This is a genomic window from Burkholderia sp. AU32262 (genome assembly GCF_020419985.1).
GTDB lineage: Bacteria > Pseudomonadota > Gammaproteobacteria > Burkholderiales > Burkholderiaceae > Burkholderia > Burkholderia semiarida.
Window position 1 is genome coordinate 156,690 of record NZ_JAIZRS010000006.1, and the last position, 18,805, is coordinate 175,494.

The 18,805-nt window shown below is 68.5% G+C and carries 17 protein-coding genes; 11 read left to right on the plus strand and 6 right to left on the minus strand.

Features of this window, described 5'->3' with window-relative positions:
* Position 1 precedes the first annotated feature (1 nt).
* Both pbpC and LGN10_RS09305 read left to right on the plus strand, forming a co-directional pair.
* Positions 2 to 2,245 carry a penicillin-binding protein 1C gene (pbpC, locus tag LGN10_RS09300; RefSeq protein ID WP_226222979.1) on the plus strand — a complete coding sequence of 748 codons (2,244 nt, stop codon included), beginning with the start codon at positions 2 to 4 and terminating at the stop codon, positions 2,243 to 2,245.
* A 123-nt stretch (positions 2,246 to 2,368) separates the two neighbouring features.
* On the plus strand, positions 2,369 to 3,058 hold the full coding sequence (locus LGN10_RS09305) for a hypothetical protein (protein ID WP_059585008.1): 690 nt from the start codon (positions 2,369 to 2,371) through the stop codon (positions 3,056 to 3,058).
* Positions 3,059 to 3,092: 34 nt separating this feature from the next.
* Here LGN10_RS09305 and LGN10_RS09310 read toward each other — a convergent pair whose 3' ends face one another.
* Both LGN10_RS09310 and LGN10_RS09315 read right to left on the minus strand, forming a co-directional pair.
* Positions 3,093 to 3,614: a GNAT family N-acetyltransferase gene (locus LGN10_RS09310; protein WP_099317544.1), complete on the minus strand. Its 522-nt coding sequence runs from the start codon at positions 3,612 to 3,614 to the stop codon at positions 3,093 to 3,095.
* 21 nt (positions 3,615 to 3,635) lie between these two features.
* Complete coding sequence (locus LGN10_RS09315; RefSeq protein ID WP_060968833.1) at positions 3,636 to 4,883, minus strand: multidrug effflux MFS transporter; 1,248 nt, start codon at positions 4,881 to 4,883, stop codon at positions 3,636 to 3,638.
* 297 nt (positions 4,884 to 5,180) lie between these two features.
* On the opposite strand from LGN10_RS09315, the gene LGN10_RS09320 reads away from it, so the two are divergent.
* Entirely contained in the window at positions 5,181 to 5,723 is a 543-nt protein-coding gene (locus tag LGN10_RS09320; protein WP_226222981.1) for a hypothetical protein, read from the plus strand.
* Between the two features lie 76 nt (positions 5,724 to 5,799).
* Here LGN10_RS09320 and LGN10_RS09325 read toward each other — a convergent pair whose 3' ends face one another.
* A complete protein-coding gene (locus LGN10_RS09325) occupies positions 5,800 to 6,696 on the minus strand; it encodes a glutamate/aspartate ABC transporter substrate-binding protein (protein ID WP_059639578.1) in 897 nt (298 codons plus the stop codon).
* Positions 6,697 to 7,114: 418 nt separating this feature from the next.
* Between LGN10_RS09325 and LGN10_RS09330 the strand changes: the two genes are divergently transcribed.
* Positions 7,115 to 8,782: a S8 family peptidase gene (locus LGN10_RS09330; protein ID WP_226222983.1), complete on the plus strand. Its 1,668-nt coding sequence runs from the start codon at positions 7,115 to 7,117 to the stop codon at positions 8,780 to 8,782.
* A 715-nt stretch (positions 8,783 to 9,497) separates the two neighbouring features.
* A complete protein-coding gene (gene mgtA, locus LGN10_RS09335) occupies positions 9,498 to 12,263 on the plus strand; it encodes a magnesium-translocating P-type ATPase (protein WP_226222985.1) in 2,766 nt (921 codons plus the stop codon).
* 109 nt (positions 12,264 to 12,372) lie between these two features.
* Here mgtA and LGN10_RS09340 read toward each other — a convergent pair whose 3' ends face one another.
* Both LGN10_RS09340 and LGN10_RS09345 read right to left on the minus strand, forming a co-directional pair.
* Entirely contained in the window at positions 12,373 to 12,657 is a 285-nt protein-coding gene (locus LGN10_RS09340) for a transcriptional regulator (protein WP_071332416.1), read from the minus strand.
* Between the two features lie 71 nt (positions 12,658 to 12,728).
* Entirely contained in the window at positions 12,729 to 13,604 is an 876-nt protein-coding gene (locus LGN10_RS09345) for a LysR family transcriptional regulator (RefSeq protein ID WP_059585000.1), read from the minus strand.
* Between the two features lie 51 nt (positions 13,605 to 13,655).
* On the opposite strand from LGN10_RS09345, the gene LGN10_RS09350 reads away from it, so the two are divergent.
* The 6 genes from LGN10_RS09350 (at position 13,656) to LGN10_RS09375 (ending at position 18,112) form a co-directional block, all read left to right on the plus strand.
* Complete coding sequence (locus LGN10_RS09350) at positions 13,656 to 13,934, plus strand: hypothetical protein (RefSeq protein WP_226222987.1); 279 nt, start codon at positions 13,656 to 13,658, stop codon at positions 13,932 to 13,934.
* Between the two features lie 207 nt (positions 13,935 to 14,141).
* Positions 14,142 to 15,224, plus strand: coding sequence for a serine hydrolase (locus LGN10_RS09355; protein WP_226222989.1), 1,083 nt, complete (start codon positions 14,142 to 14,144; stop codon positions 15,222 to 15,224).
* 44 nt (positions 15,225 to 15,268) lie between these two features.
* A complete protein-coding gene (locus LGN10_RS09360; protein WP_124862178.1) occupies positions 15,269 to 15,502 on the plus strand; it encodes a hypothetical protein in 234 nt (77 codons plus the stop codon).
* Positions 15,503 to 15,586: 84 nt separating this feature from the next.
* Positions 15,587 to 16,030, plus strand: a complete 444-nt coding sequence (locus tag LGN10_RS09365) for a MarR family winged helix-turn-helix transcriptional regulator (RefSeq protein WP_226222991.1) — start codon at positions 15,587 to 15,589, stop codon at positions 16,028 to 16,030.
* A gap of 67 nt (positions 16,031 to 16,097) precedes the next feature.
* Positions 16,098 to 16,661, plus strand: coding sequence for an isochorismatase family protein (locus LGN10_RS09370; RefSeq protein ID WP_226222993.1), 564 nt, complete (start codon positions 16,098 to 16,100; stop codon positions 16,659 to 16,661).
* Complete coding sequence (locus LGN10_RS09375; RefSeq protein WP_226222995.1) at positions 16,658 to 18,112, plus strand: DHA2 family efflux MFS transporter permease subunit; 1,455 nt, start codon at positions 16,658 to 16,660, stop codon at positions 18,110 to 18,112. The genes LGN10_RS09370 and LGN10_RS09375 overlap by 4 nt, the downstream gene beginning before the upstream one ends.
* Positions 18,113 to 18,149: 37 nt before the next feature.
* On the opposite strand, the gene LGN10_RS09380 is transcribed toward LGN10_RS09375, so the two are convergent.
* Positions 18,150 to 18,749 (minus strand): LysE family translocator, encoded by a 600-nt coding sequence (locus tag LGN10_RS09380; RefSeq protein ID WP_226223004.1) that lies wholly within the window; start codon positions 18,747 to 18,749, stop codon positions 18,150 to 18,152.
* Positions 18,750 to 18,805 lie beyond the last annotated feature (56 nt).

Consider the following 18,805-nt stretch of genomic DNA (forward strand, 5'->3'; position numbering starts at 1 on the left):
GATGATCGATCTGGCTTTGCCGCGGCCGGCGCGTTTCGCCGGCCGCGTATTCGTCGCCGTCGTGCTGGCCGCCCCGCTCGTCGCGCATGCGCTGCCCGGCTACGACGACGTGCGCCGCACCTGGCGCAGCTCCGACTGGGTGCTGCTCGCGCGCGACGGCACGCCGCTGCAGCGCACGCGCGTCGACCTCACCGAGCGGCGCGGCGACTGGGTATCGCTCGCCGACGTATCGCCCGCGTTCCGCGAGGCGATCGTCGTGTCCGAGGACAAGCGCTTCTACGAACACAGCGGCGTCGACTGGCGCGGCATTGCCGGCGCCGCGTGGGGCAACCTGTGGAACGAGCGCACGCGCGGCGCGTCGACCGTCACGATGCAGCTTGCGGGGCTGCTCGGCGATTCGCCGCGCCGCTCGGGCCAGCGCTCGCTGCCGCAGAAGGCCACACAGGCCGTGAACGCGCTGTGGCTCGAACGCAGTTGGCGCAAGGACCAGATCCTCGAGGCCTACCTGAACCTGGTGCCGTTCCGCGGCGAGACGATCGGGCTCGGCGCGCTGTCGCAGGTGCTGTTCGGCAAGGCGCCGTCGGGCCTCGACGCGCGCGAGGCCGCGATCGCCGCCGCACTCGTGCGTGCGCCCAATGCGGCGCCGGCGAAGCTCGCCGAGCGCGCATGCCGGATCCTGCGCGACATGCAGGCCGGGCAGGCATGCGCGTCGCTCGACGGCTACGTGCAGCTCGTCACCGCACGTCCGGCCAATGCCGTACGCGACGAGGGCGCCGCCCTCGCCCCACACTTCGCGCGGCGCATCGCGGCCGAGGTCAGGCCGGCGGCCGGCGCGCAGGTCCGCACGACGCTCGACGCGCCGTTGCAGCGCTTCGCGCGCGACACGCTGATGCGCGCGTTGACCGAACTGAACGCGCCCGCGCACCGGCGCAACGTGCAGGACGGCGCGGTCGTCGTGATCGACAACGCGACCGGCGAGATCCGCGCGTGGGTCGGCTCGTCCGGGGCGCTGTCGAGCGCGCGCGACGTCGATGCCGTGCTCGCGCCGCGCCAGGCCGGCTCGACGCTCAAGCCGTTCCTCTACGCGCAGGCGATCGATGAAAAGAGGTTGACGGCCGCGTCGCTGCTCGACGATGCGCCGATCAACCTCGCCGCCGGCGGCGGCCTGTACATTCCGCAGAACTACGACAAGGATTTCAAGGGCTGGGTGAGCGTGCGCAGCGCGCTCGGCGGCTCGCTGAACGTGCCGGCCGTGCGCGCGCTGGTGCTCGTCACGCCGCACCGCTTCGCGCGCACGCTGACCGCGCTTGGCCTGCCGCTCGCGCAGGAAGGCGATTACTACGGCTTCAGCCTCGCGCTCGGCAGTGCGGACGTCACGCTGCTGTCGCTGACCAACGCCTACCGCGCGCTCGCGAACGGCGGCGTCGCGCGCAAGGTCGTCGACCTGCCGGCCACGGCACCCGCGCCGGCATCCGGCGCATCGGCGCCTGCGCGGCCGGACGCCGGTACGCGCGTGTTCAGCGAGGCGGCCAGCTTCGTCGTGACCGACATCCTGTCCGACAACAACGCGCGCGTGCGCACGTTCGGCTTCGACAACCCGCTCGCGACGCGCTTCTTCTCGGCGGTCAAGACCGGCACGAGCAAGGACATGCGCGACAACTGGACGATCGGTTTCACGTCGCGCTATACGGTCGGCGTGTGGGTCGGCAATGCGGACGGCTCGCCGATGTGGGACGTGTCGGGCGTCACGGGCGCGTCGCCCGTGTGGTCGGCCGTCGTCGGCTACCTGCACCGCGACCTGCCGAGCCGTGCGCCGCGTGCGCCGGCCGGCGTGGAGACGCGCCGGATCGCGTTCGAGCGCGACATCGAGCCGGCCCGCAACGAATGGTTCGTCGCGGGCACGGCGGTCGACACGATCCGGCTCGCGGCGCCCGCCACGCCGGGCAAGGACGGCGCGCGTGCGCCGCTGACGATCGGCGCGCCCACCGACGGCACGATCTTCGCGATCGATCCGGACATTCCGCCGAAGAACCAGCGGATCTGGTTCGAACGCTCGGCCGGGCGCGCGACGAAGTTCGCGTGGCGGCTCGACGACAAGGTGATCGGGCACGCCGACCGCGTCGCGTGGCTGCCGTGGCCCGGCAGGCACCGGCTCGAACTCGTCGATGCGCGCGGCAACGTCGCCGATGCGATCGGCTTCGAGGTACGCGGCGCGTTCGCGAAGCCGGCCGCGCGCAAGCCGTGAGGCGGCGGGCCAGTCTTGCTGGCCGGCTGCATTCGCTTTTACGCCAGTTCACGACATAGAATTACAGCAGCACCGCATTCCCGATGCGCACCGGTTGCCTCATTCTCTCGATCGCCCGCAACCATGAACCTTCGCCTTACGCGCTTCACCCGCCCCGCGCTGGGCGCATTGTGCGTCGCAACGCTCGCCGCCCTCCAGGCCTGCAACGGCGAAGCCTGCTTCGGCGTCGACGCGTGCTTCAACGACAACACGCAAACCGTCTCGCTGTCAGGCACGGCCGCGACGGGCGACGCGCTCGCGAGCGCGCAGGTGGCGGTCAATTGCGCGGCGGGGTCGGCCACGACGCTGACGGACGGCGGCGGCAACTACCGGGTGACGCTCAACGCCGCGCTGCCATGCGTCATCACCGTGGCGGCGGGCGGCGCGAGCCTGCATTCGCTCGCCTACGCGGGCGGCACCTTCAATACGACGCCCGAGACCGAGCTGATGCTCGTCTATCTCGCGGCGCAACTCGGAACGAACACGGCCGGGCTGATCGGCAATTTCCAGGGCACCCTGCGCTACCAGCGGGCGATGAACAGCCCGGACACCGTGCAGGCCGCGCAATCAGCCGTGGTGACGAACCTGCAGCAACGCTATGCGGTCACGCTGGCCGCACCGGCGTTCCTGACCACGTCGTTCGTGGTCGGGCAACCGGGCGTCGACAGCGATCTCGTCGCGCTGGCCAAGGCTGGGGCGATCGATTCGAACGGACTGCCGGATCCGGTTGCCGTGTCGCTGTTGCAGCAGGCCGGCGCCGCGCATCCGCTGTAAGGAACACGAGACGAGACGGGACAGGAATCGACCGTCAGGCGTTCGCTTCGCGCGCGTCGTCGGCCAGCAGCGCCCAACGCTCGTGGTCGCGCCATTCGCCACCGATGCGCAGGTAGCGCGGCGAAAACCCCTCTTGCCTGAACCCGAGCCGTCGGACCAGCGCGATCGATGCATGGTTGCCGGGCTGGATATTCGCTTCGAGCCGGTGCAGCCCGAGTTCGCGGAACGCGACGTCGACCGCCGCGCGCACCGCGTCCGTCATCAGCCCCTTGCGGCTGAGATTCGCCATCCCGTAGTACCCGAGATAAGCGCTCTGAAACACCCCGCCGACGATCTCGTTGAGATTCACCACGCCGACCACCGCGCCCGACGCCCGCTCGCGCGCGACCAATCCGACGTTCGGCCCCGTCAGGCAGCGGGCGAACCATTGATCGAACCCGCTCTGGTCGATGAACGAATCGACCCACGGCAAATGGTGATTCCGGCTCGCGCGGTTGGCGGCGATGAGGTCGGCGGCGTCGGACCGGGCGACGCGATTCAGCAGGATCCGGTTCATCAGTCGATCTCGAGCCGGCGCTTACGCCGCCTCGCCACTCCCGCACACGACCGGCGCCGCCTGCTGCCGCGACAGATGGCGCAGCAGCTTCGTCACCATCCACACGACGATGAACGACAACGCGACGAAGAACACCGCAAGCGGCGTCAGCACGTGAATCGACACGAAACCGGCCAGGCCCATCATCGCGGACGACACGAGCAGCAGCGCGCAGCCGAGAATCGCGCTCGTCAGGCCGGCGATATGCGGAAACAGCGAATTGCCCTTGGCCATCAGCGTCGGATACATCGCGCCCGCGCAGAAACCCATCACGAGCACCGGCGTCGCGAGCGTCCACACGCGCAGGCCGACGGTCAGCGCGAGCACCAGCATCGCGATCGACGCGCCCGCCATCACGCGCGCGCCGATGCGCAGCCGCTGCTCGGCGCTCGGCAGCCCGCGGCCGTGGATCCGGTTCGACAGGCCGCCGAGGAAATACATGAGGCCGATGCCGAGCGCGAGGTAGCCGAAGAAGGTCGGCGGCTTGTGCAGCGTGGTCTGCACCATGAACGGCCCGACGATGTTGAACACCAGCAGGATGCTGTAGCACAGCCCCTGTGCGAGGAAGCAGCTCTGGAACACGGGGCTCGCCAGCACCTTGCCGGTGTTCGCCATCAGCGTGCGCGGCTCGAGACGCACCGGCTTCGGCAAGGTTTCGCGGTAGCGCCACAGCAGCGCCCACATCGCCAGCGAGTAGACCAGCAGGAACACGAGGCACGCGCGCCAGCCGAACCATTCCTGCAGGTGCGCACCGATCACCGGCGCGATGATCGGCGCCAGCCCCCATGCGATCGACATGTACGTGAACGCATGCATCAACGCCTGGCCGGAGAACGAATCGGTGATGATCGCCTTCGCCAGCAGGTTGGTGGTCGCGATCCCGAAGCCCTGCAGGCAGCGCGCGAGCACGAACGTCTCCAGGTTCGGCGCGCCGAGCGACAGCAGGCAGCCGATCGTGTAGATCACGAGCCCGAACGCGAGCACGCGCTTGCGTCCGTACGCATCGGCGATCGGCCCGAAGATCAGCTGGCCGAGCGCGTAAGCGGCCATGTAGCCGGACACGCTCGACTGGATCGCCTGCGGCGTGGTCGCGAACGAACGTGCCATGTCGGGCAGCGCGGGCACGTAGATGTCGATCGCGAGTTGGCCGGCGGACGCGAACAGGCAGATCAGGAACAGCAGGAAGCGCGGCGAATTCGACTCGCGCGCGGGAGTGAGCGTGGCGTTCATGACGACTGGGAAGGAGGTCGGGCAGCAGTGCCGCGCCGTCAATGTTCGGATGGCGAACATGCGTGCGGGGGTGGCGAATTCCGTATTGTGCCTGTTGTTGCACCGGGCGACAGGATTCCCCCTGGCGCGGGCGAGGTTGAATGTCGATCGCGGCACGTCCCGACATGCGCCGATCGGGCCGGCGGGCGGCGATTTTAATGTTGATTTAAGCCGACGGCCGCATTGTTTCGGGTGGCTCACTCCGTGAGCCGTACGTCATTGTTGATTCGATCAGTCTCGTTCGATGGAGATACGAAGATGCGATTCCGTTCGTATATGGCGGCGGGCGCGCTGGCGCTGGTGCCCGTGTTCGCGCTGGCCGGGCAAGCCGGCGCGGCGGCCGCCGCCCAACCGATGTTCGTCAATGTCAACGGGCAGGCCGTGCCCGTGAAGGCCGAAACGCGGGTCGTCCAGACGGCCGTCGGCCCGATGAAGGTCAGCACGTGGAGCTGGCACAGCCCGCAAGGCGGCGCGAGCTTCGAGATGCAGACGGCGTCGTCGGGCGGCATGCCGCCCGCGGCGGCGTTGCGGCAAATCCAGGCCGCGCAGTACCGGATGCAGGCGGCGCAGGCGCAGATGGTCGCGATGCAGCAGCAGATGATGGCGCTCCAGCACATCGCGCTCGCCAACGCGCTCGCGATGCCGATGCCGCAGCCCGTCGGGTTCGCGATACCGGCGTGGGCCGCTCCTCAACCGGTGCTCGTCATCGTCCCGGCGCAGCCGCCGATGCCGTCGGCGGCCCCGGCAACGCCGGCCGCTCCCGTCGCACCGGCCGCACGCGGCCCGGAAATCAAGGCCTGACGCGGTTCGCGCCAACTCGGCGCGCCGCGCCCGAACCGCCGGCATGTGCCGGCGGTTTTTCTTTGAGACGGCCGGATCAATACTGCGCCTGATCCGTCGGATTCTTGAACAGCTGCTTCATCTCCGGCGACAGCGGATAGTTGAGGCTCACGCCCTTCGGCGGAATCGGCCGCATGAACCACTGATCGTAGAGCTTCTCGGCCGCGCCCGAGGTCTGCATCTTCGCGATCACGCCGTCGACGACGCGCTTGAACGCCGGATCGTCCCTGCGCATCATGCATGCGTAGTTTTCGTGAACGAGCGGCGTGCCCGCGACCGTATACGCGCCCGGGTTGCGGTCCTTCGCGATCTCGCCGTACAGCAGCGGCTCGTCCATCACGAACGCCACCGCGCGGCCCGTCGTGACGTTCATGAACGCTTCGGCGTGATCCTTCGCGCTGATGATCGTCATGTTCATCGCCTTCTCTTCGTTCAGCTTGCGCAGCAGGCGCTCGTCCGACGTGCCGGCCGTCGTCGCGACCGTCTTGCCGGCCAGGTCCGCGAAGTCCTTCACGCCCGAATCCTTGCGCGTGCTGAAGCGAATGCCGTACAGAAAGATGCTGTTCGAGAACGCGGCCTGCTTTTGCCGCTCGAGCGTGTTCGTCGTCGACCCGCATTCGAAGTCGATCGTCCCGTTCTGCAGCAGCGGAATGCGGTTCTGCGACGTGATCGGGATTTCCTTCACCGTGAGGTTCGGCAGGTTCAGATCCGTCTTCAACTGGTCGATGATGCGCGACGCTATGTCCCGCGAGTAGCCGATGTTCTTCTGCTGGTTGTCCGAATACGAGAACGGCACCGACGACTCGCGAATGCCCAGCGACACGACGCCCGTGTCCTTGATCTTCTTCAGCGTCCCGGTAAGGGCCTGCGCGTGCGCGGCGCCGGCCAGCGCACAGGCCAGCGCGACAGCCAGCCAACGGAAGCGGTGATCCATGCTTTTCTCCTGAAGAAACCTTGATCGAATCGCGATCCTACGCCCGACAAAATTCGTCCCGCATCGGGGAAAGCGTCAAGCGCCCTCAGTCACGCGCCTCACCGTGAGGCATCGTTTCCGCGACGCGCAAAAGCGCCTGCGGCGCACGTTTCGCCGGGCCCGCTGCCTGCAATCTTGCACCCCATGAACAGGTCGCCCGTTCCAAACGCGCGTTCATGCTGCAAGACAGCATCGCAACCGTTTGCGTGTCGCGCCTTTTTCGCACAAAACATACTCAAGAAGCCGCCTCATCAGCCGTTACCCAATGCATGGCGCGTCGCAGCAGCGCTGCGTGCGCCCGACAAGAACAAGGTCCGGTTTATGCCGGACCAGGCACCACCGCCGGCACGACGGTTATCTACGAGGATCGACTTTCAACATGAAAGCCAAACGCTTCAATTTCGCGCTGGCCCGTTCGGCCCATGCGCGCATGCTCGCCGGTATGCTGTCCGCCGCCGCGCTCCTGCCCCTCGCCGGTTGCGGCGGAGGCGGCGGCGGCAGCGACCCGTCTCCGTCCAACGCGTCACCTGCACCGGCGCCCACGCCGACGCCCGCTCCCACGCCGGCACCCGCGCCCGCCCCGACCAACCCGCCGGCGTCGTCCGGCGGCAATGCGTGCTCGTCGCAGCAGGCCGCGGTGCAGATGGCCGCGCAGACGGCGCCGGTCGAGCCGCCGGTCGATCACCTCATCGTCAAGCTGAAAACGCTGACGGCCACGCGTGCGATGGCGGCCGTCGACGACGGTTCGCGACTCGACGCGGTGATCCAGCGCGCGATGACGCGCTGGACGGCGCCGGTGACCAGCAGCGCACGCGCGTACGCGAGCAGCATCGCGCAAACGCCGGTGAACGTGCAGGTCGAGCGAACGATCTCGAACGGCGCGGCCGTGCTGTCGCTCGGCCAGCGCATGGCCGCCACCGATGCCGCCGCGCTCGCACAGGCGTTCGCGGCCGACAGCGACGTCGACTACGCGGAACCGGATCACCCGATGCAGATCCGCGACACGCCGAGCGACCCGCTCTACAACCAGCAGTGGTACCTGTCCGATCCGACCGCCGGCATCAACCTGCCGCCCGCATGGAACGTGACCAAGGGTTCGCCGACCGTCGTCACGGCCGTGCTCGATACCGGCTACCGGCCGCACGGCGACCTCGTCGGCAATCTGATACAGCAAGGCTACAACTTCATCAGCAACATCAACACCAGCAACAACGGCTCGAGGCGCGGCCCGGACGCAACCGATCCGGGCGACTGGGTCACGCAGCAGGAACTCGACGACGTCAACGGCCCGTTCTATCACTGTGCGAGCCAGCCGAGCAACAGCAGCTGGCACGGCACGCGCGTGATGGGCGTGATCGGCGCGACCGCCAACAACGGCACCGGCGTCGCCGGCGTGTCGTGGCTCGGCCAGATCCTGCCGGTGCGCGTACTCGGCAAGTGCGGCGGCGTGACGAGCGACATCGCCGACGGCATGCGCTGGGCAGCCGGCATTCCGGTGTCCGGCGTTCCGACGAACCCGCGCCCGGCGAAGATCATCAACCTGAGCCTCGGCGGGGTCGGCGCGTGCAGCACGACGTTCCAGCGGGCGATCGACGACGTGACCGCGAAAGGCGTGACCGTGATCGTCGCGGCCGGCAACGACGGCCTGTCGACCGGGCTCGACCAGCCCGCGAACTGCCGCGGCGTGATCACCGTCGGCGCGACCGACGCGACGGGCCGACGCGCATCGTTCAGCAACTTCGGCGCCGACGTCGCGCTGAGCGCACCGGGCGTCAACATCCTGTCGACGTCGAACGCCGGCACGACGACGCCGGGCTCGGACACCTATGGCCCCGCGACCGGCACCAGCCTCGCGACGCCGCAGGTGACGGGGGTTGCCGCGCTGATGCTGTCGGTGAACGGCAACCTCACGCCCGCGCAGATCATGCAGAAGCTGCAAGGCGGCACGCGCGCGGCGAAGCTCTCGGCCGGCACGTCGTGCACCGCGATGCCGGCAGGCTCGGGCATCCTCGATGCAGCGGCCGCCGTCGCGACCGCGAACCAGTAACCGGCATCTCGTTCGACGCGGCCGCGCGCATGCCGACAAGGTGTGCGCGCGGCTGTTTCATTGCGGGTTGTCGGGCGCGACCGCGAACATGCACCCACGCGATCAAGCATCTCGAAATAACGCCCGACAAAAGGGTTGACGCTTCGCACGGCAAGCCATTACCATCGCCCCCGTCTAGTTACATGGAGTGTTCTGTGAACACCGATGCGAGTTGTAGTTGGTGCATGACCAACTTGACTGCTGCCTGAGGAAAACGCGCAGAGCCTCGTCTTCTGCCGCATCCCGGGAAGCAGGATGCGGCGCCCTTCCGGCCTGACTACCGGCCCGATCTCCCGCCGAATTTTCGATGTTGTCGAATGCACGCGACGCGCTGTCGCGCGTGTGCGTTCGTGCCGCGCGCGGCGCCAGCCGCGTGCGCCCTCCGTTCGCGTGCCGTCCGGCCGCGCGCCTCGTGGCGCGCGCCGCTGCCGATCGCCCGTGCCGACCATTCGCAACCGACAGGAGTGCAGATGAACTCAGACGACAGTAGTCGATTACCGCTCGCCGGTGCGACGCCGCGCATCGACACGCCGTGCGCCTCGCGCGCGCCGGCGAGCGTTCCCGCCTTTACCGATCCACAGCCGATCGCGCCTGACGCGACGCGGCGGGGAGCGTTCGTGCGTCGATAACGTCACGGCCGCTCCCCGCCCGCCGCCTCGTGCGCAAGGAGCGACTCATGACGACACGACACAACACCTCGCACAACAAACAGCGCGGCTTCATCAAGGCCGGCGCCGGCCAGCAGAACGAACCGCGCATCATGCGCGCCGCGCGGGAAGCGGCCCGCCCGCTCGAAGACACGCTGAAGTCGCTGCGCACCAGCACGCGCGGCCTCACCTACGATCAGGCCGCCGACCGCCTGCAGCATGACGGCCCGAACGAAATCGCGCACGACAAGCCTCCGCACTGGACTCGCCAGTTGCTGCTCTCGTTCCACAACCCGTTCGTCTACGTGCTGCTGGTGCTGGCCGCCATCAGCTTCTTTACCGACGTCTACTTCGCGGCGCCCGACGATCGCGATTACGTCGGCATGACGATCCTGCTGACGATGGTCACGATCAGCGCGCTGCTGCGCTTCGTGCAGGAATTCCGTTCGCTGCGCGCGGCCGAGAAGCTCAAGGCGATGGTCCGCACGACGGCCACCGTGCAGCGCGCGGTGACCGATGCGGCCGAGCCGTCGCGCCGCGAAGTGCCGATGCGCGAGGTCGTCGTCGGCGACATCGTGCATCTGTCCGCCGGCGACATGATCCCCGCCGACGTGCGCCTGCTCGCGTCGCGCGACCTGTTCATCAGCCAGGCCGTGCTGACCGGCGAGGCGCTGCCGGTCGAGAAGTACGACACGCTCGGCGCGGTGGCCGGCAAATCCGCAGGCGCGCCCGCGGCCGGCGCGGCCAACGACGCACCGGCGTCGCCGCTCGATCTCGAGAACGTCTGCTTCATGGGCACCAACGTCGTCAGCGGCACGGCGACGGCGGTCGTCGTCGCGACCGGCGAGGACACGTACTTCGGCTCGCTCGCGCGCAACGTCGTGAGCCACAAGCGCATCGAGACGAGCTTCGACCGCGGGGTGGCGAGCGTGAGCTGGCTGCTGATCAAGTTCATGTTCGTGATGGTGCCGATCGTGTTCATGATCAACGGCCTGACCAAGGGCGACTGGCTGAGTGCCCTCACGTTCGCGCTCGCGGTGGCCGTGGGCCTCACGCCCGAGATGCTGCCGATGATCGTCAGCGCGAACCTCGCGCGCGGCGCGGTCGCGATGGCGCGCCGCAAGGTCGTCGTCAAGCGGCTGAACTCGGTGCAGAACTTCGGCGCGATGGACGTACTCTGTACCGACAAGACCGGCACGCTCACGCAGGACAAGATCATCCTCGAACACCACCTCGATCTGTCCGGTCACAAGAACGAGGACATCCTGCGGCTCGGCTGGCTGAACAGCTTCCACCAGAGCGGCCAGAAGAACCTGATCGACATCGCGGTCGTCGCGCGCGCCGACGAGATCGGCGAACGCGTGAAGCCGCAGGGTTACAAGAAGATCGACGAACTGCCGTTCGATTTCGTGCGGCGCCGCCTGTCGGTCGTCGTCGAGGACACGCGCGGCACGCATCTGCTGATCTGCAAGGGCGCGGTCGAGGAAATGCTGGCGGTCTCCACGCACGTGCAGGACGAAGATGGCGTGCGCCCGCTCGACTTCGTCGCGCGCAAGCGATTGCTCGAACAAGCCACCGCGTACAACGAGGACGGCTTCCGCGTGCTCGTGCTTGCGACGCGCACGATCCCGCGCGGCGACGAACGCGCGCAATACCGCACCGCCGACGAACGTGATCTCGTCGTGCGCGGCTTCCTGACCTTCCTCGATCCGCCGAAGGAATCGGCCGCGCCGGCGCTCGCCGCGCTGCGCGAGAACGGCGTCGCGGTGAAGGTGCTGACGGGCGACAACGCGACCGTCACGATGAAGGTGTGCCGCCAGGTCGGCCTCGCCCCGGGCAAGCCGATGCTCGGTACGGAAATCGATGCGCTCGACGATGCGACGCTCGCGCAGGCGGTCGAACGCACGACCGTGTTCGCGAAGCTCACGCCGCTGCAGAAGGCGCGCATCGTCAAGGCGCTGCAGGCGAACGGCCACACGGTCGGCTTCCTCGGCGACGGGATCAACGATGCGCCCGCGCTGCGCGACGCGGACGTCGGCATCTCGGTCGACAGCGGCGCCGACATCGCGAAGGAAACCGCCGACATCATCCTGCTCGAAAAGAGCCTGATGGTGCTGGAGGAAGGCGTGATCAAGGGCCGCGAGACGTTCGGCAACATCCTGAAGTACCTGAACATGACGGCCAGCTCGAACTTCGGCAACGTGTTCTCGGTGCTCGTCGCCAGCGCGTTCCTGCCGTGGGAGCCGATGCTCGCGACGCAACTGCTCGTGCTGAACCTGATCTACGACACGTCGCAGATGCTGCTGCCGTGGGACAGGATGGACCCCGAGTTCCTGAAGAAGCCGCGCAAGTGGGAAGCCGGCAACATCGGCCGCTTCATGCTGTGGGTCGGGCCCACGTCGTCGGTGTTCGACATCACGACGTACGTCCTGATGTGGACCGTGTTCGGCGCGGGCGCGCTGTATCACCTGAACGGCGGCGCGAGCGGCCAGATCGTGATGAATTCGGGCTGGTTCATCGAGAGTCTCGTGTCGCAGACGCTCGTCGTGCATCTGCTGCGCACGCAGAAGATCCCGTTCCTGCAAAGCACGGCGTCGCTGCCGGTGCTGCTGTCGACCTTCACCGCGATCGCGATCGGCTGCTGGCTGCCGTTCTCGCCGTTCGCGGAGGCGATCGGCTTCATGCACCTGCCGAGCACCTACTGGCTGTGGCTCGCCGCGACGATGGTCGGCTACATCGTGCTCGCGCAGATCGTCAAGACGATCTACGTGCGCCGCTACAAGCAGTGGTTCTGATGTCGCACCGATGACGGCGTGCCGGCCCGTGCACTACCCGCGCGGGCCGCACGACCGGACCTGCCGTCGTTCGGTGATGAACGGGCCGCATCGGCGGCCCGTTTTTCATTCATTGGGCGTCGTTCGCGCCGAACAGTTGCGCGCACACCGCGCGCCCTTCGTCGGTCAGCGCCGCGCTGCCGGTACCGTCCTCGTTCAACGTCGTCGCGCTCAGGCCTGCTGCGTCCAACTGCGTGAGCACGCGCCGCAGCGTGCTCATCGGCAGTTGCGTGCGCTTCGCGATCTTCGGCAGCGACCACGTCTTGCCGGCCGGATCGCTCGCGGCTTCGTTCAGCGTCGCGAGCGTGGCGACGAGTGCGGGATCGAGCGGGGATTCGTCGGATTCTGAAGTCATCGGTTCGGGTTCGTCGGCCGGCGTCGGGCCGGCATGCATGGAGAAAACGATCGCGGACACTATACGCCGCGTCACGCGCCCTTGAGCGCCGCGCGCATGAACGACACGAAACGCGCGGTGACGGGATCGTCGCGCTCGGACCGCCATGCGAGCCCCACGCGCCACTTCGCGTCCCGGCCGTCGAGCGGCAGCACCGTCGCGTCGCGCAGCAGATACCGCGCGCTCGACGGGATGAAGGCGACGCCAACGCCGGCCGCGACCGACGTCAGCACCGACTGCACGTCTTCCGCCTGCTGCATCACGTGCGGCACGAAGCGGCGCTCGACGCACCACCGGTCGATCTGCGCGGCCAGCCCCGGGCCGCGCGCACGCTGCAGCGCGATGAAGCCGATTTCATTGAGCACGTCGAGGTTGGCCGGCACGCGCTTGAAGCCGAGATGCGGCGGCACCGCGAGCGCGAGCGCCTCGTCGGTCACCTTGAACGACGACAAGCCTTCGTCGGAAGGCAGGCGCAGGAAACCGGCGTCGAGCTTGCCGGCGCGCAGCCGGCGCGTCTGTTCGGACGACGACAGGTCGCTCAGCGTCACCGCGATACCCGGATTGCAGCGACGAAACTCGGCGATCAGTTTCGGCACGAGCGTCAGCACCGACAGGCAGATGCCGAGCCGCAAATGTCCGCGCTGCCCGCTCGTCGCTTCCCGCGCGCGCGCCAGGATTTCGTCGGCATCGCGCACGAGCGCCTGCGCGTCGGGCAGGAAGCGTTCGCCGAACGGCGTGAGTTCCGCGCCATGCCGGCCGCGCTCGAACAGCTTGCCGCCGAGGCTCGCCTCGAGTGCGCCGATCTGCTTGCTGAGCGCGGGCTGGCTCATGTGCAGTGCATCGGCCGCACGGCTGAAATGGCACAGCTCGGTGACCGTCAGGAACGTGCGCAGCAGCTTCAGTTCCATTCTTTCGTGGAATCATAACGATTGAAATATTCATTTTACCGATCGAACGCAATGGCGTTCAATACGGACATGCCCTTCCCGGAATACACTTTCATGTCCGTCGATCAAGCTGCCGACTGCGTAGTCGAGCCCCCATGCGATGTCGCGGACGCAAACGCATGCGTCGTCGCCGCCGATACGCGCGCACCGAAACGTCGTACCGAACGCACCGACGGGCGCGGCCGCCGCTTTCGCTTCGGCGATGCGCTGGACGACACGCCGCCGCGCGCGGTGACGGGTTCGATCGCGGTCACTTTTGCGGTCGTATCGCGGCGAAACTGGCCGCGCTGACCCGCACATCTGCTCGCCTTCTGTTCGCGTCCTGTCCCACGCGCATCGCTGCCCGACAATTCGAAAACGATCGGAATCCTCCCGTATCGCGCGTCATTGCGCGTCATCGAATCGTCATCGCTCCGCGATCGACCGTATAATTTCCCGCACCCGCCGACCGCCCATGCATCCGCGCAGCCGCATCGCGCGTGAAAAGGAGACTTTCGCTTGACCGGCCTCATCGCGCGCGTGCCTCGCGCCCGGATCACCCTGATCCTCGCCCTGTCGTTCCTGCTGCTGGCATTCGCCACGAATGCGTCCGCGCAGCGCGTGCAGCCGCATCGCACCGCCCATGCGCAGCCGCATGCACACACGAAGGTCGTCAAGAAGCAACCCCATCGCAAGAAAAAGGCCGTCAAGCATCGCCGCTCGCGCGTGACGCATCAGGCGGCCAAACGCCACGCGGCACCCGCGCCGCAGCAGCGGCGCGCGAAACGCACGACCGCCGTGCGGCCGCGCCCGGCCGCGAAACCGACATTGCTCGCCAGCTGCGGCTACACCCCGCGCGCGGTCGGGACGCTGCATTCGCGCGCGGCCTACGTGCTCGACGTCGATTCCGGCACGCCGCTGCTGGCCCGCCACGCACGCACCGTGCGGCCGATCGCGTCGATCTCGAAACTGATGACGGCCGTCGTCGCGCGCGACGCCGATCGGCCGCTGAACGGCGTGCTGCGCGTGACCGCACGCGACCGCGACACGATCAAGTTCACCGGTTCGCGCCTGCAGGTCGGCTCGGAACTGTCGCGCCGCGAGATGTTCCATATCGCGCTGATGTCGTCGGAGAACCGCGCGGCCGCCGCGCTGAGCCGCGACTACCCGGGCGGGCGCGCGGCATTCGTCAACGCGATGAACCGGAAAGCGCGCCAGCTCGGCATGCGGCATACGCACTTCCGCGAGCCGACCGGCCTGTCGCCGCACAACGTGTCGACGGCGGAAGACCTCGCGCGGCTCGTCGGCGCGGCCGCGCGGGATCCGCTGATCCGCTATTTCTCGACCGATCTGTCGACCACCGTGCGCCCCGGCGACGGCGAACTCGTGTACGTGAATTCCGACCCGCTCGTGCGCTACCGCCGCCTGCCGATCCGGCTGCAGAAAACCGGCTTCATCAACGAATCGGGGCACGGGGTCGTGATGCGCATGCGCGTGAAAGGCCGCCGCGAAACGGTCGTGCTGCTCGGCGCACCGACGCGTGCCGGCGTTTCGAGCGACGCAATCAGGATCCATCGCTGGCTGTCCTGTTCGATCCAGTAAACGCGTACGGGCAGCCGGCGCGTTCACGCCACGGGAGCGACGCCATGCAGCACGAATACCGCTTCAACGCATTCGGCCGGCTGCTCGCCGTCGTGCGCACGGACGGCCGCTGGGCCGTATTCGATCTCGGCGCCGAAGGCAAACGGCGCCCGGCCAATCTGCAGATTCCATCCGCGCTCGCCGCGGACGAACTCGGCCAGTACCTCGGCGATCTGCTGCACGAAAACGCGACCCCGCGATACAGCGAAGTCGTACGGGTCCTGCATCGGCGCATGTAATCGCGTGCTGACGGTGTCGCCAGCCGGCGATCAATTCGACAGCTAAACTTGCAAGTTTAGCTGTCGTGTCCTAAGATTCGCCGCATGAACCCGCCACGCAAACCCGGCGTTTCCGCCGAAACCGTCGCCGCCGACCTGACCCTCGCGGTCGGCCAGTTCATCCGCCGGCTGCGCTCCGAGGTCGATTCCGGAGGGCTCGGCATGTCGCAGACGAGCGCGCTCGCGCGGCTCGATCGGCACGGGCCGATGACGACCGCCGATCTCGCGCGCGCCGAAGCGATGAAGCCGCAGTCGATGAAGGCGATCCTCGCGAGCCTCGAGGAAGACGCGCTCGTCGAGCGCGAGCCGCATCCGACCGACGGCCGCCAGATCCTGTTCAAACTCACCGCGGCCGGCCTCGACGCGCGGCGCAAGCGCAATGCCGCGAAACACAAGTGGCTCGGCGCGGCGATCGAACAACTCGATCCGCAAGACATCGACACGCTCGCGGCGGCCATCCCGCTGATCCGCCGCATCGGTGAGCAATGAACCCGGCCGGTGCGCCGCTCGGCAGGCGCGCGCCCGGCTTTCTTCGCCCTTTCCCCGGAGCCCCATCATGAGCGCAACCCGTCTCGACACGAACACGGCGCTGGTCGTCATCGACCTGCAGAAAGGCATCGTCGCCCTCCCCACCGCGCACCCGGTCGCACCGGTGATCGCGCACGCCCGCGAACTGCTCGACGCATTCCGCAGCCGTGGCCTGCCGGTCGTGCTGGTCAACGTCGCGGGCGGCGCGCCGGGCCGCACCGAGCAACCGCCGCGCACGGCGCAACTTCCCGCCGACTGGACCGAACTCGTACCCGAACTGAACCACCAGCCAGGCGACCACGTGGTGACGAAGCACACCTGGGGCGCCTTCACCGGCACCGGTCTCGACGCGCATCTGAAGGCAGTCGGCGTCACGCAGATCGTGCTGGCCGGCGTCGCGACGAGCATCGGCGTCGAATCGACCGCGCGGCAGGCGCACGAACTCGGCTATCACGTGACGCTCGCCGTCGACGCGATGACCGACCTCAATGCCGACGCGCACGTCAACAGCGTCGAGCGGCTGTTCCCGCGCCTCGGCGAGACGGGCACGACGCAGGACATCGTCGCGCTGCTCGACCGGCGCGGCGCGTGAGCGCCCCACGCATCCGGCCGGCACCGGGCCGCGCGGCCGGCCGGCTCGATCCGTCGATCTGGAAAGTCAGCGCGGTCGCGACGCTCGGTTCGCTGCTGTCGCAACTCGATGCGACGATCGTCAACGTGTCGCTGTCGAGCCTCGCGACCGACCTGCATGCGAGCCTGTCGACGATCCAGTGGGTGACGAGCGGCTACCTGCTCGCGCTGACGCTGGTGCTGCCGCTGAGCGGCTGGCTCGTCGATCGCATCGGCGCGAAGGCGCTGTACCTGTGGTGTTTCTCGGCGTTCACGCTGACGTCGGCGCTGTGCGGGCTCGCGTGGTCCGCGCCGTCGCTGATCGCGTTTCGCGTGCTGCAAGGCGTCAGCGGCGGTTTGCTCGCGCCGATGGCGCAGATGATGATCGCGCGCGTCGCCGGCCAGCAGATGGCGCGCGTGATCGGCTACGCGGCGGTGCCGGTGCTGCTCGCGCCGATCCTCGGCCCGGTCGTGGCCGGCGCGATCCTGCAACACACGTCGTGGCGCTGGCTGTTTCTGGTGAACCTGCCCGTCGGCGCGCTCGCGCTCGCGCTGGCGGTACGGTTCCTGCCCGGCGACCGGGACGATGCGCCGCGGCGCGAACTCGACTGGATCGGCCTCGCGTTGCTGTCGCCGGGCCTCGTGTTGTTCCTGTACGGCGTCGAGCGGATCGGCGCGATGACCGGCATCGCGGCGGTCGCAGGCTCGGCGCTCTTGCTCGTCGCGTTCGTGCGCTTCGAGCGCCGCCGGGGCGAGCGTGCGCTGATCGATCTCGCGCTGTTTCGCTCGCGCGTGTTCGGCGCGGCGGCCGGCACGCAGTTCCTGTCGAACGGTGCGTTGTACGCCGGCCAGATGCTGATCCCCGTGTTCCTGATCCAGGCGTGTGGGCGCTCGCCGGGCGAGATGGGCTGGCTGCTCGCGCCGCTCGGGCTCGGGATGCTCGTCACCTATCCGTCGATGGGCGCGCTGACGAGCCGGTTCGGCGTACGCCGGCTCGCCGCCGGCGGCGCCTTGCTCGCACTCGCCGCCACGCTGCCGTTCGTGTTCCTCGCGCTGACCGGCTACGATCCGCTCGTGCTCGTACCGGCGCTGTTTCTGCGCGGCATGGGCCAGAGTGCGATCGGCGCACCGTCGATCGCCGCCGCGTATGCGTCGGTCGAGCGCCGCAACCTGCCGATGGCAACCACGTCGCTCAATATCGTGCAGCGGCTCGGCGGCCCGACGTTCACGACGCTATGCACGCTGTTTCTCGCGTGGCGGCTGCAGGCCGAATCGGTCGCGGCGGGCGGCACGCAGGCCGTCGCGTATGCGTGGGCGTTCGGCCTGCTGTGCGCGCTGCATGCGGCGAGCTTCGTGACGACGCTGCGGCTGCCGTTGCGCTCGGCCGGTGCGGGCGCCGGCAACCGACGGGCCCGCAACGCATCGGCCAGGTGACGCTGAACACGGGCCGTGCCGCGTGCGCGGCCTTTCGCTACGGCAGCCACATCGGCACGATCGACGCCGCGAGCAGCACGCCGAGCCCTGCATTCAGCCAACGCCACTGCCGCTCCGTGCGCAACACGCGCGCGAACAGCAGCCCGGCAAAACACCACAGCGACAACGACACCATCGCGGCCACGCCGAATGCAAGGCCGAGCAGCACGCCGAGCCGCGCCGGCCCCGACGCGAGCGCCGCGAACGACGCGGCCGCGCCGAGCGTCATCGCCCAGCCTTTCGGGTTGTGCCACAGCATCCACACGCCGCTGACGAACCCTTGCGGCCGGTGCACGTCGGCATCGAGCCGCGGCTTGCCGCCACGTCCGATGCGCACGGCGAGCCACATCAGGTACGCCGAACCGGCCGCCCTCATCGCGAGCTGCAACGCCGGCAGCGCGAGCAGCACACTGCCGAGCCCGGCGGCGGCCGCCGCCGCCATCGACGCGAGGCCCGCCGCGATGCCCGCCATCAGCGGCAGCGAACGCCGATAGCCGAAATGCGCGCCCGATGCGGTCGCGAGCGTCGTCGCGCCGCCCGGCGTCACGGTGGACACGATCACGAACAGCACCAGCGGCAGATAGTCGTGAAGCGGCACGAAGGCTCCCGGTCGTCGTTATTGATGCCCCTTTTTTACCTGTGATTCCGGCATTA